Genomic DNA, 13,692 nt, shown 5'->3' on the forward strand with positions numbered 1-13,692 from the left:
TGTGAAACGAGAAACAAGTCGAATTACCTATTTGCGCCGCTATTAACGTCTACACATCTCGACTGAACTGAAGGAGGTAGCTTGGGTGCTATATTTTTTTGCCCCAATCGATCTCGGCTGAAAGAAGAAGACCTTGGCCTCTTGAGTCTCCGAAGATGCCAGAATTCTTTCTATCACCGCACGGTGTTAGTCAGTTTTGAGCATTGCCAAACCGATGGTCACGTAGTTACCTCTTCACACGTGGACCGCGATCGACTGTACAGCCTCCTGTTCTTGGGCCACTAATCAGTCGGTTTTTCTAGTAAGGTTTTTGGAACTGTTGGACGCCTGATGAGGGCGGGCGTGATTGTATTGCTTGAGCCAGTGATTGATGACGATCTGGGGCTGCTTGGTCGTCGTGAACCGCTCCAAATTGAGAACTTCTCGACGCAGCGCCCTTTTCTTGCATCACTTGGCCCGTGGATTTCGCGCAATCACTACGACATTCCAGCATAGCCAGCGCAGCGGCGGAAGAAACCTCATCAAGAGCGTGTCAAAGCGCTCCAGAGGCGTGTAGAGCCGCTCCCATTTCGGCGCCTCTTGCACTACGGCTTTCCAGTATCTTTCTTTGTTTGGATCTCGTCGCTGAAAAACCGCCATAATAATGAAGATCACAAGGGTTGAAAGCCAGTAAAACCGGGTTTCGCTGCGTTCAAAGTGCTTAATGATATTTGCGACGTCAGCTCTGGTGAGTGGATGCTCGTCGTCCGTCCGGACCTCCATGGCCATCCGACGATAAACGTTTATGACCGGATTGTAGGCAACAGGATCCCAGCTGACAAATGTGCCGTCTTCCTTGAGATGGGGCAAGGCTTGCGCGAGGGTGGCATCAATGTCGACATGGTGGAGCATATTGCCCGCATAAATCACGTCGAATTTTGCGTCCTCCGGAAGTCCAAGCGACTCGGATGACGCAACATGGGTATTGATCGAAACCCCATTGATCTGAGCCAGTCGGCTGGCAGCCTCGCACATTCCTGCAGATAGATCAGAGGCAGTCACCTCAGCACCGAGGGTCGCGAAATAGACGCTCACCTCGCCAAGTCCGCACCCTAGATCAAGCACCGTTTTGCCCGATAGGTCCCCAAGTTTTTTTGCGATGTGCCGCATCTCCGGAGCCGTGCAGGCTTCGTTGGCAAGCCTTACATCAATCTTGGACAGATCCTCGCTGGCGGCCCAAGCATCGTGAAACTCGCGTTCCGCTTCGATCCGGGCTTCTTCACCGGCCTGTTCCTCAAACCCTGAAGCAATACCGACCTTCACAAGTACATTGCGAAAAAAGTCTTCGTTTTCGTCTTGCACTTTGTCGTTAGCAAATCTGAGACCTGCGGTCTCTTGTTTGCTGATCGCAATTTCGTTGTCGCCGCGCTTGTAGAGGACTGCCTCGTTCAACGCTACGCGTTCGCAGAGACCCGGATATGAAGGGTGGGTGATGACCACATCTCCGGCGTCGTATGCAAATTCAAGCTCGTCCACGAATATGTCCCATGCCGAGGAAGCTTTCATTCCTTGCGTCATGGGATGCTTTTCGGCTTCGATGAGGAAACGATACTTGAAAGCCTCAAAACGGATCTTTTTAGGCACTTACTTGAGCTTTCTTTTCTGGGAGCTGACGGGATTGCGGTCTCTCGCGTTTTTCATTACGTATGCGCTCGGCTTTTTCCAACAGCTCTTCGTAAGTAACAGGCCATTTCTTCTCGGGCGGTGAAGTGAGAAATGTCTGAACCCTTTGCAACTTGGCAGCCATGAAACGCATGGAGATGGTTATCTCGGGGTAACTGCCATACATGCAACCATCGCATTCACTGACCACTTTATGCACTTCCTTGCGGAAAGCGGCTTCTCGGTAGGTTTTTGGGAAATGCGGGTCGTATGCGGGATACTTCGTCGGCAAACGGAAATCACAGCATGGTGCAAAGTTTCCGTTCGGTAGTAGCGCGAAATACAAGTTAGGTGAGTCGCAAACACCTTTGTTCTTGTTTCTCCACGTGGTCGCCTCGCCGCGAATAAAGCGCTTTATATCGTCGATATACTGATCGCTATCATAAAGCAGAAAACCCTCTTTGCGCATTTTGCGAATTCGATCGAGCAACTTGTCCGCTTCGCCCAGTTCTTCGGGCCGGAAGCGCAGGCTTTGGTCAAACGTGCGAAACCCGCGTGGGCGTCCGAAACTGCTGACATGGGCCGGGACAAGCGACGTGAACCACGAGATCTCTGTCCCGAAGCGAACTACATCTTCGATGTCCGACAGGTTAGAGGGTTGCATCACGCATCCTAAAGACGCGAAACTGTTGTGCTTGGGAAGATACTGCGTGAACGCCGCGATCGCCTTTAGGGCTTGGTGCCAACTTTCGTCGAAATCACCATTGATGCGATCTTGTTGCGCACCATGCAGGCTGTCGAGCGAAATCGAGATATCTCGACCGCCAGCCTCTATGGCCTCAGCAATACGGTCTTCGGACGCGAAACCGTTGGTCTGCATCCGAACATGAACGCCGCGGCTTTCGAAAGCATGGATGACCTTGGCAAGGTCGCGGCGGGCAAACGGCTCACCTCCAGTAAGAAGCACGATAGCGACGCCCATCTCAGCGAAATTGTCCGCGATCCGTTCAACTTCGTCGATTGTCACTTCGCGCACATCTGCATTCGCGTAGATAATATTGCATTGTTCGCAGGTCAGGTTACAGCGAGCAGTGACATAGAACTGCACATAGACCGGCGCATCTTGAAGAAGTGCGGCGCGCGCTAGGGTTTTTTTCGAGAGATCTGAGAACAAGGCCAATACCGTTCGAGAAGAGTTCTTATCGCGAAGTTCAATATGAGCGTGCAGCCGTTTGCCACAAACTTCGCAGTGAGTAGGGATAAACCAAACTTCAACGACAATGTCCAGATGATCAAAGAGCCCAGCAACATGATAGCCACGTTGCTGGTAATAGTGAATAGCAAATCCAAATGACGTGGAACCGGCGTACCTCGAAATACTAACCTACGTATAAGCAGAACGTTTACTGATGCACCGATCAGAAAACCCACGGCATTTGCAGGTAGAATAGGCCAGCCAAGCTTCGAAAGGGCGAGAAACACCAAGACATCGGCAGTAAACCCGACAGTCACCGCGCAGAAGTAGCTGAGAAGCCTCTCAAATGTTGATCGTACGCTTAACAACATAGAGTGGTCGGCCTTTGATTTCGTCAAACATCTTGGCAACGTAAGTCCCGACAACCCCAATTATTAGGATCTGAAGACCATTGAAGACCAAAATTGAAATCAGAATTGAGGTAATACCTGGAACAACCGTTGTTGTGAAGAGCTTAAGGCAGAGCAAGCACACGCCGCTGAACGCTCCAATTCCCAACATAAACAATCCCAGGCGAACGACTAGCAAGAGAGGCTTGCTTGAGAATGACGTAATTGCATTGGTCGCAAGACCCAACATCTTGCGAAGTGGATATTTAGTCGTACCCGCACGTCGTTGATCACGGTCATATTGAAACGCGTACGAGGTGAAACCAACCCATGGCACCATTCCACGAAGGAAGCGATTTCGTTCTCGCATGTCAGAAAGAACGATCGCCACGCGCCTGGAAATCAGTCGAAAATCGCCAGTATCATTTGGGATCGGGGTGTCAGAAAGTGCATTAAGCAGTCGGTAGAACGCAGAAGCTGAAGCCTTTTTGAACCAAGTGTCTCCTAACCTTTCACGTCTTTGGCCATAGACTACATCATATCCTTCCAACGCGATTTCATACATTTGCTCGATTAATTCCGGTGGGTCCTGAAGGTCGCCGTCTATGATAGCAATATAATCGCCCCTTGCGGCGTCAAGCCCAGCTGTGACCGCGACCTGGTGGCCGAAGTTCCGACTAAGTTCGACCAGCTTCACGTGCGTATTCAGCGCGGCCTCTGCAGCGATTATTTGGCCAGTCGTGTCAGAAGAACCATCGTTAACCAAGACGAATTCCAAATCAGTTCTCTTGGCCATGCCATCTCTTAGAGCGTTCAACCTCTGAAGAGTCTCAACTACACACAGTTCTTCATTAAAAACTGGTATGACCACTGAAATTAACTTTTGTTCGCTTGAAGTTGTATCGGCAGCGTCGCCTGCCGATTTACACTCCGACATGCCATGTGAAACGTGTTGAGTCCAAGAACTAGAGTTCGCCAATAGAAAAACCTCGTTTTCGGCTTGGTTACCATTGATTCGCACTATGAAAAAGAGGCAAAGAACCATTTTCGAACCAGTGCCAAGAGAAACCCGAAAGGGTAGCTGTGCCACGGCAGGAAACGGCTAAGCTGGTCTCGGGTTGCTTCGTTTTCGGTCGTTGCTGGTTTCCCGGCGGAGTTCGAAAACGGCCTTGGGCTGAGAGCAGAAACCTGCAATGTCTTTTCAGTTTCGAGCCAGCCCAACTGCTCTCGGATGTCCGCTCCGCGAGAGCGTTAGAGCAAGGTCAAATGGCTACCGCACCGCAGGGTTTTTCGCATGGTTCTTTAGTATCAAAAGAAGGAGGCACTCCAAGTGGAAAGTACTTACTAGCATACTTCTCATTTCAGTCAGCTTTGCTCTCCCGGCAACAGCGCAGAGTGAAGATTTTGCACCTCAAGTCGTAGCAGGGGAATCGATTTGACTAGCTGAGACAGACCGATTGCGTTGTGAACGTTGCCATGGACCCGATGGCTCGGCGGAAGCCGAAGGAAGAGCGTTCGCGACCGAAAATAACATTCTGGGCAGGACAGCACAAAAAATACAAATCGCGGTAGTGGCTACGCCCATGATGTGGAACTTTATGACGAGTAAAGAAGAGCTGGAGCAGGTTGCGCGACTACCTACAGTCCAACACGGAACAATCTGTAATGCAGCGCACCGACAAACGTAATTCCGGGTCCGCCCCCGCGCTTAGCTTTTGGGCAGAGAGCGGTCATTTAAAAGCCCGCTTTGGGCTCGTTCCCGACATTCTCGGCGCATTAAACGAAGGACTGCTTCTCGATCGCTCGGCCAGAAAATAGTGAAATCTGGAGTCTCAAAAATTCAAAGCCTTAAGTAACTGATTTTGATTCAACCGCAGTCTCACAAATTAGGTGATCCGACACTATTGTTGGAGCACTAAAATAATGGGACTTAAATGTTGAGACTCGTCCCCTATTAAATTCAACACCCTGTGTTTTTTGCGCTTTTTGAGCGTTTCGGCGGTTCAAGCGCTTCAAGCCTGCGTCAAACAGAAAGCAATTGAGCCTCTTTGCAACCTGGAAACAGGCGCTGTGTGTCTTGCTAGGACTTGGCCGATCGGACAGAACACTCTCTCCTAGCGCACGGCCCATACCAGCCATTCAGCGCTTCGGTTCATTTCGCAATGCAGCTTCATTGAACCCGCCATTGGCAGTGCCTACGAGATTGACGCGTGCCCGAGGTCGGTAAAGAGGGACTTTGTCGCCGTTGACAAATATAATTCGAATGTCCGCTTGCAATTAACTTCCGAAGTTGTGCCATAGTTCAATTTTATTCGACCGCTATGCGGATGTATTTGACAGAATTTCTTGTTCTGCATATTGAGCGCGCTTTCGATTGCGGTAACCGAAAAGGTGACGCACGGAGCAAACAGCCAAACAGCTTTACATACTACTTGTCAGCACCAAATACGGCGACAGGTTCGGCCAGACCATCGATCTCAATCGAACCAAAGCTCACTAGCCTATCAATCCCCGATAGAGCGTCATTGGTTGCGGCATCAAAAAGAGTCGCCGCGCCGAGCGTTTTGCATTTGGCCTCTAACCTAGAAGCAAGATTGACGGGATCTCCGTACACAGTGAACGACTGGCGGATGTCTGACCCGATCGTGCCTGTGACAAGCTCTCCGCTTGCGATGCCAATCCGAATTGAAAGCCCGTGCCTGGCGGCGGTCGCGTGCAAGGCTTCTGCAGTTCTTATCGCCGCATCCGCTGGAGGCGCGACTTTGACTGGTGCGTTGAATGTGACAAGAAAACCATCGCCAAGATAAGAAATAACGATCCCATTTTCGGCTGAAACTTCCTCGGTCGCGTCCGTGAGAAAGAGGTCCAAGCGTTTGATCACTTCGTCCGGATCATGCTGTGAGGAAAATCTTGTGAACTCGGCAATATCCAACACGAGCGCCGTACCAAATGATTTCTGAGGCCTCAGCGGAGCGTTGTCGTCAATGAGCTTCTTCGCGATTTCTTCCGGCAGGTATTTGCTAAGAAGGTCCGAGACATGTTGTCTTTTTGCGCGTTCGCGACCGCGCTCCAGATCAGCTTCAACTTGCGCAAAGAAGACCGCTCGGCTTCTGAATACGGCAATTGCTAAAATGCACGTCGCAAATAGCAGCATCCCGGTTTCTTCGATGCGATTGCCGCGACCGATGAAATCAATGGAAAGAAACACAGCCTCATAGGTTTCGCGGGTGGCCATCGCTGACATATCTGCCCATGACAGTGTCCGCTCCATCGGCAACGTGACCCAAATGAATGCCGCCCACCATCCAACTACGCAAAGGCCTCCAGTCCAGAGTACAAGACGCCAGGAAAGGCTGAGGCACGACAAAGCGACTATTGGAAAAAGGTAGTATATTCCGTAAGCACGGAACGCGATGATCTGCGGTACGTCGTCGGCCCTGCTGATGGGGACGAGCGCAAAAAGTGAACAGATCGCCAATGAATCCAGTGCGTAAACGACGTACTTGATCCAGGCCCTGTCATAGCTGGTGCCAATCAATAAGAGATGGGCGACGCCGATTGCAGTGAACGCGAACAATGCGAAGGTCGTAACTTGGCGCGCACTGAACTCAGGAAACAACAATGTTGAACCCAAATACCAGAAAAATGCTGCAGCGGTAATGAAGGTGCGACAGGCAATCGCCAAGCGTAGTCCGCGCTGCTCGGCCTTTGTGAGTCTTCTTTCGGCCTCCGTTGCGAATTGTTGCGCGTCGATTTCGGTCAAAACTGGCTCCGCCGAATTGGAATTAAGTCAAACACTGCCGTCGCAGGTCGCAGGGGCTTTTGCTTCTAATTTGCACAATATCAAAGTGTCTCGTGACTGACATTCATGCCTTCTTGACCAACGAGCCAAAACGCGGATGAAGCGCATCTATTTTTGACCCAGGCTCCGCTGAGGACCAAAACAGCCTAGCAATAAAGGCCCAACTGGAGACCGCGTTGACAAAGAAAAATCTCTGTTTGGGTGTAACCGGGCTAGCCTAGGCAGGACAGCCAAGTAGCTCTTATACGGATAAAAACATTCAGTTTTGCAGGTATTCCCAAGCTTGGGATATGACAACTGACCCTTCACCCACCGCAGAGGCAACGCGCTTGACCGATCCTGCGCGCACATCGCCCACGGCAAAAATCCCGGGACAAGACGTTGCGAAAGATGATCCGGCATTGGCCTCATTGCCCGTGACCACAAAGCCGCGCGCGTCCAGCTGGCAGCTCTGCGAAAGCCATTCGGTGTTGGGTGCAGCCCCAACCATTACAAAAGCGGCGCTGCAATCGAGTGGCCAGTCTGATCCGTCACGCTCAATGATAACCCTGGACATGGATTTGTCCCCGAGGAGTGTCTTTAGCTGGGACTTGTAGTGGATGGTGACCGCCGAATCCGCCTCTAACCTTGACAGCAGGTAATCGGACATCGATGCAGCCAAGCTGTCTCCTCGCACCAGTACATGGACATGTTTTGCGGATCGCGACAGGTACATCGCCGCCTGCCCCGCGGAGTTTCCGCCCCCAACGACGACGACTTCTGCGCCCTTGCAATAACGCGCTTCCATTTCTGTCGCAGCATAGTAGATGCCCAAACCTTCAAAGTCTTTCAACCTGTCCAACGGCAGGCGCCGGTACTGCACTCCCGTGGCGACTACGATCGAACGTGCCCTTAGCTTTTGCCCATCATCCAGCGTTACACAAAACACGCCATCAGATTGCCGTTGCAATTGAGTGGCCCGTTTTGGGCGAACAAATCGGGTGCCAAATTTCATGGCTTGGACTTCGCCTCGCCATACAAGGTCGGCACCCGAAATGCCCGTTGGAAAGCCCATGTAATTCTCGATCCGACTGGATGTCCCAGCCTGCCCCCCAACCGCGAGGTCCTCCACAACAATCGCAGACAGCCCTTCCGCACCAGCGTAGACCGCCGCCGCGACCCCGGCCGGGCCACCTCCCACAATCAAAACATCTATGACCTCTCGACAATCGTAAGACTGTTCAAGCCCGAGCAATCGGGCGACCTTGGCTGGGGTCGGGTTGTCGACCACAAGACTGTCGCCAAAGATTACCGCCGGTTGATGGCCTGTCAGGTGACAGGCCTGCGCGACCTCACATGCATTCTTAGAACCCAGATTCATCGTTTGGAATGGGATTTTGTTTCGGATAGCAAACTCTTCGACTTGACGGATGTTGCGATCCAGGTCAGCGCCAATCAGTTTCAGAGAACTGTCGTTGTCTTCGATTTGACGGCGGCGGCGCGCGGAAAAGACAGTGATGACGATATCTGACATCTCCGGAATGCGCGACATTGCGTCCAGCATCTTCTCGCGCGGGACAGAGATAACGTGCGTGTCCTCTCGCGCACGCATCGGCAGCGAATAGACCCCGCCGCTGAGAAATGCGATCTCTCCCAGGAACTGCGTCGGCCCAAGGGACGTGGGTAGATAAGCCTCACGCGTTTGTGGATCAATTACCTCAACACGACCTGTGACTATGTAGACAAACCGGTCCATTGGATCGCCAACCTCAGCGATCATTTGGCCTGCCTCAAAACTCACTTCAGTGCCCAACGCTTTCAAGGTCTCGACATGGCTCTGATGCAAAGGCGTTCGCGTCATTTCGCGAAGATTGGCAGCAAGGCTCTCCATGTGCAGTTCTCCTGACGTTCAGCGCTATAAAAAGACCTAGCGGCTATTTCGAGGTTTTCACCTATTCACTTGGCACTAGGGCCGCCGCAATAGACCTACCGACGTTTTGCATGCTGCTTCCTGCGCAGCGAGCCTCGCGAAGGCATCTATCACTGCACCATTGGCTTACGTTGTGGCTTGTCGCATCGGGAAAACCTTGCGCATGGCCACATAGAAAACAGGTGTGAAAAACAGCCCAAGCAGAGTTACGCCCGACATGCCAAAGAATACTGCCGTACCAAGAGCCTGTCGCATCTCTGAACCGGGGCCGACTGCAATCATCAAGGGCACAACGCCGAGTATAAACGCGAATGCGGTCATCAGTATTGGCCGCAAGCGCAATTGGCTGGCTTCGACAGCGGCATCAATCGCTGACAACCCACGTTCTTCCTGCGCTTGTTTGGCGAACTCCACGATCAGAATGGCATTCTTTGCGGCAAGCCCCACAAGAACAATCAATCCAACCTGCGTCAGAATATTGTTGTCCATACCTCGAAACATCACCCCCAGCATCGCGCCTAAGACGGCGAGAGGAACGATCAAAATAATGACCATCGGAAGTGTCCAGCTTTCGTAGAGCGCCGCAAGAAACAGAAAGGCAAACAGCACTGAAAATGCAAAGATGTATGCTGCCGTGTTGCCCTGATTTCGTTCCTGCAAAGCAAGCTCGGTCCATTCAAAATCCAACCCTGGCGGCATGACTGCTTCTGCGAGTGCTTCCATCTCCAGCAATGCCTGACCCGTTGACACACCGGGTGCTGGCGAGCCCTGAACCGGCACAGACACCTGTTGATTATAGCGCTGAACCAAGGCGGGCCCCGCGGTTTCGCGGACTGTAACCAAGGTGCCCAATGGAACCAAAGCTCCTGTTGCGGAACGGACTCGCAGACTTCGAATATCACTCTGGTTCAGACGGAAAGGCTCATCCGCCTGCGCGCGTACCTGAAAAAGACGCCCGAAAGCATTAAAGTCGTTCACATAGGCCGACCCGAGGTTGATTGAGAGTGCTTCGAATATTTCGCCGATCGGGACGTTGAGCATTTGTGCCCGAACGCGATTGATCTCAAGGTACAGCTGCGGTGAGCCGGACGAAAAGGTTGTGAACACGCCCTGAACCTTGTCCGACTGGCTTGCACTGCCCATGACAGCATAGGCAGATTGCAACACGCGTGACATGTCTGCACTTTCAAGTTCCTGAAGCTGAAGCTTGAAACCGCCACCAGTGCCGACCCCGCGGACCGCCGGAGGTGCAATGGCGATGATAAAGGCTTCGCGCAGGGCCTGCATCCGGCCAAAAAGCTGGCCCACAATAGCACCTGCAGTCAGCCCGTTTTCCTGACGGCTTTCGAAGCTCTCGAAGGTGGTAAAAATAACACCTTGATTGCTTGCATTGGTAAACGTCGCCCCCGAGAAACCCGCAAATGCCACAGCATTTGTGACCCCGGGTGTTTCCAATGCTATCTCAGTCGCTTGCTTGATGATATCGTCGGTCCGGTCCAGTGCTGCACCATCTGGCAGTTGCACCACAACGATGGCGTACCCCTGGTCCATTTCAGGGATGAAACCGGTCGGTACTTTTGTCGTGATCCAATATGTTCCGCCCATCAATCCGGCAAAAACCAAAAGGACGATGCTGCGCATCCCGGTTGAACCAGACAATGCGCGCACGGTCCGACCATAAGCGGACGCCATTGCGTCAAACCCCCTGTTGAACCCGTTGCTAAGTGGGTCTGTGACAAAGGCCAGCGGATTTCGTGTTGGTGCACTGGAGTTTGGCTTCAAGATCACCGCAGCCATCGCCGGCGACAGGCTAAGTGAATTGATGGTTGAAATAACTGTTGCGACGGAAATCGTCACAGCAAATTGCCTGTAGAATTGGCCGGTAATTCCGGGAACCAAAGCGGCTGGCACAAAGACAGCTATCAGAACCAGTGTCGTCCCGATGATCGCGTTTTGGACTTCGTCCATGGTGCGGGCGGACGCATCCTTCGGAGACATGCCGTTTTTGATGTTTCGCTCAACGTTTTCGACCACAACGATGGCATCATCCACGACGATCCCGATCGCCAGAATAAGCCCGAACAGCGTTAGCAAATTCAGAGAGTATCCAAGCGCCAGCATCACGGCAAATGTCCCGATAAGTGACACGGGAATGGCGATCAACGGTATGATGGCCGTTCGCCAGCTCTGAAGGAAAACAACGATCACAATAACAACCAGCAATACGGCTTCGAACAAAGTTCGATAGACCGCGTTCACCGAGGCTTCGATGAATTCTGTGGGGTTGTAGACCACCTGATACTCAAGCCCGGATGGGAAATCCTGTGACAGCTCTTCTACAACCGCCAAAATCTCATCCGCCGACGCCAATGCGTTCGAACCTGGTCGTTGGAAAATGCCAAGGGCCACAGCCGGTTTGTTGTTAAGGTACGAGTTTGTCACGTAGGAGCGTGCTCCGATTTCAACCCGCGCCACATCCCTAACTCGTACGACGCGCCCGTCGTCAGTCGACTTGACGATAACCCGACCGAATTGGCGTGGATCTTCCAATCGACCTTGCGTTGTGAGCGTCACTTGAAAGGCACTGTCGGTCGCATTGGGCGGTGATCCCAAGGAACCGCCCGAAACCTGAACGTTTTGTTCGCGCAGCGCCGCGACGACATCTCCGGACGTCAATCCTAGCGAGCCAAGCCGGTCCGGGTCCAACCACACGCGCGCCGAAAACTCCCGTTCACCGAAAATAATCAGATCGCCAACACCATCAAGACGCACAAGGCGATCTCTGACACGCGAACGGGCGTAGTTGGATACATAAAGTTGGTCAAAAGTCTCATCGGGTGAGAGCATATGTATGACCATCATGAGATCGGGTGACGACTTGTTCGTCGTGACGCCGAGCGCCCTGACCTCCTGCGGAAGGCGCGGTTCAGCGATAGAAACGCGGTTTTGGACAAGAACCTGAGCAGCGTCGAGATTGGTGCCCAGTTCAAACGTTATCGTCAGCGACATAGACCCGTCAGCCGTCGAATAGGAAGACATGTAGAGCATGCCCTCAACACCGTTGATTTCTTGCTCCAACGGGGTCGCGACCGTAGCGGCAATCGTTTCAGCGTCTGCTCCGGGGTAACTCGCCCTAACCACAATCGATGGCGGGGCGATTTCCGGGTACTGCTCAACGGGCAGTTCGAAATACGCCAGCAACCCAACGATCGTTGTCACAACCGCGACAACGATCGCAAAGATGGGGCGAGTGACAAAAAAACGACCCATATCAGTTTTCTGCGACCAGTGGCAGTTCGATTATTTCCGCAGCAACGACGGTGCCCGGGCGGGCGCGAACAAGACCTTCGATCACCAGCGTCTCCGACCCATCCAAACCTTCACGCACGACCCTGTAGCCATCTATTCTGGGGCCCGGTCGGATTTCCTTCGGTGTGACATTGCCCTCAGCATCCACTGTCATGACAAGTCTTCGGTTCTGATCGGAAGCAATCGCCTCATCCGGGATCAGAATGCCCTCATAGGGAAGCGACCCCGGAACATTGACGCGTCCGAACAGTCCGGGTGTCAAAAGCTCATCCGGGTTGCGCAGAACTGCACGTACACGCATCGTGCCGGTTTCATCGTCAATGCGGTTTTCCGAGAAATCCAGTATTCCGCCCTGAGGTGGTATACTTCGGTCAGCCACAGTTACCTGAACTTGAAGATTGTCGGCGCCTTCTTGCAAAACGGATCCTCGGGCACGCGCGTCTCGCGCGTATGCCAGAAAATAGCGTTCATCTATGTCGAAATAGAAATAAATCGGGTCGGTCGAAACGATCGATGTCAACAGTGTGTCTTGGGCGATGACTAGGTTCCCAGGATCAACCCGGGCCTGGTCGATACGTCCTGACATTGGCGCTCGGATTTCCGAGTACTCCAGATCAAGCTCGGCCAATTCCAGGGCAGCTCGTGCTTGTTCCAGTGCGCCTTGCGCCGCGAGAAAAGCTTCGCGACGTTGATCCACCACGCTTTCCGCGATGTTGCCGTTTCGGATCAAAGCCTCGGCACGTTCAAGCTGATCGGTCGTAAAGGCACTTGTTGCTTCAGCAATGCTGATCTGTGCCCGGGCTTGTCTTAATGCGGTGCGAAACTGACGCTGGTCGATCGTAAAGAGCAAATCGCCCTGTTCAACGAGAGTTCCGTCCTTGAAATGCACCTGGTCCAGAAAACCGGAAACCCGCGCTCGAACGTCCACGTCAGCCGCGGCGCCGAAGCGACCGACAAATTCATCATCTTCAACTATGGATTTCACAACCGGTTTTGCCACCGTCACGGGTGGAGGGCCCTGCTGCGCCACAAGAGCGCCGGAGATGGCGATCAAAAAAACAGTGGCGATAGGAAAAATCCTGCTGATCATGCTCATGCCCCCGCGATTGACGATGACTGAAGGTGAAATCTGCCATCAAACACTATAGAGTGTTCTAGCACAAAGGATCCAGTTGATTTGATGCTAGCGATCATTCTGCTCCATTTCCGGACCACATTCAGCGAACTGCGACCAATTTTGTAGCTGTGAGCGAGCTAGAAGTTTGGCCCAAAGCGGACGCACACACCCGAGCCTCGATGCTGCGGTTGCTGCCCGTTTTCCGGAAACTCGCTGCAAATGCAGCCTCTATCGCTGATCTATCCTCCAAGGCCACGCAGCTGCCGTTCGCTGCTATCGCCTGTTGGAACTGGATAAACGCAGGCCGCCCAAACAGCACATTCGATACTG

General features: G+C 52.7%; 9 protein-coding genes. All 9 read right to left on the minus strand.

Annotation, left to right across the window (positions count from 1 at the left end; all coding sequences use genetic code 11):
• Nucleotides 1–285: 285 nt before the first annotated feature.
• Nucleotides 286–432 carry an integrase core domain-containing protein gene (locus tag ACRZ95_RS19085; protein ID WP_480555431.1) on the minus strand — a complete coding sequence of 49 codons (147 nt, stop codon included), beginning with the start codon at nt 430–432 and terminating at the stop codon, nt 286–288.
• 15 nt (nt 433–447) lie between these two features.
• Nucleotides 448–1,623, minus strand: a complete 1,176-nt coding sequence (locus ACRZ95_RS19090) for a class I SAM-dependent methyltransferase (RefSeq protein ID WP_170681127.1) — start codon at nt 1,621–1,623, stop codon at nt 448–450.
• Nucleotides 1,616–2,815 (minus strand): radical SAM protein, encoded by a 1,200-nt coding sequence (locus ACRZ95_RS19095; protein ID WP_170681129.1) that lies wholly within the window; start codon nt 2,813–2,815, stop codon nt 1,616–1,618. Before ACRZ95_RS19095 ends, ACRZ95_RS19090 begins: the two co-directional genes overlap by 8 nt.
• Entirely contained in the window at nt 2,785–3,207 is a 423-nt protein-coding gene (locus ACRZ95_RS19100; RefSeq protein ID WP_170681131.1) for a GtrA family protein, read from the minus strand. The genes ACRZ95_RS19095 and ACRZ95_RS19100 overlap by 31 nt, the downstream gene beginning before the upstream one ends.
• Nucleotides 3,179–4,270: a glycosyltransferase family 2 protein gene (locus tag ACRZ95_RS19105; RefSeq protein ID WP_480555433.1), complete on the minus strand. Its 1,092-nt coding sequence runs from the start codon at nt 4,268–4,270 to the stop codon at nt 3,179–3,181. The genes ACRZ95_RS19100 and ACRZ95_RS19105 overlap by 29 nt, the downstream gene beginning before the upstream one ends.
• A 1,383-nt stretch (nt 4,271–5,653) precedes the next feature.
• Complete coding sequence (locus ACRZ95_RS19110) at nt 5,654–6,988, minus strand: adenylate/guanylate cyclase domain-containing protein (protein WP_170681135.1); 1,335 nt, start codon at nt 6,986–6,988, stop codon at nt 5,654–5,656.
• A gap of 298 nt (nt 6,989–7,286) precedes the next feature.
• Nucleotides 7,287–8,897 carry an FAD-dependent oxidoreductase gene (locus ACRZ95_RS19115; RefSeq protein WP_170681137.1) on the minus strand — a complete coding sequence of 537 codons (1,611 nt, stop codon included), beginning with the start codon at nt 8,895–8,897 and terminating at the stop codon, nt 7,287–7,289.
• 165 nt (nt 8,898–9,062) lie between these two features.
• Nucleotides 9,063–12,206, minus strand: a complete 3,144-nt coding sequence (locus ACRZ95_RS19120) for an efflux RND transporter permease subunit (protein WP_170681139.1) — start codon at nt 12,204–12,206, stop codon at nt 9,063–9,065.
• Nucleotide 12,207: 1 nt separating this feature from the next.
• Nucleotides 12,208–13,335: an efflux RND transporter periplasmic adaptor subunit gene (locus ACRZ95_RS19125; protein WP_480555407.1), complete on the minus strand. Its 1,128-nt coding sequence runs from the start codon at nt 13,333–13,335 to the stop codon at nt 12,208–12,210.
• Nucleotides 13,336–13,692 lie beyond the last annotated feature (357 nt).

The organism is Ruegeria sp. AI3, from assembly GCF_056541245.1.

Bases quoted from the DNA above. Each gene is read 5' to 3' on its own strand.
- ACRZ95_RS19100 (WP_170681131.1), bottom strand. From the start codon at position 3,207: ATGTTGTTAAGCGTACGATCAACATTTGAGAGGCTTCTCAGCTACTTC.
- ACRZ95_RS19125 (WP_480555407.1), bottom strand. From the start codon at position 13,335: ATGATCAGCAGGATTTTTCCTATCGCCACTGTTTTTTTGATCGCCATC.
- ACRZ95_RS19105 (WP_480555433.1), bottom strand. From the start codon at position 4,270: ATGGTTCTTTGCCTCTTTTTCATAGTGCGAATCAATGGTAACCAAGCC.
- ACRZ95_RS19120 (WP_170681139.1), bottom strand. From the start codon at position 12,206: ATGGGTCGTTTTTTTGTCACTCGCCCCATCTTTGCGATCGTTGTCGCG.
- ACRZ95_RS19115 (WP_170681137.1), bottom strand. From the start codon at position 8,897: ATGGAGAGCCTTGCTGCCAATCTTCGCGAAATGACGCGAACGCCTTTG.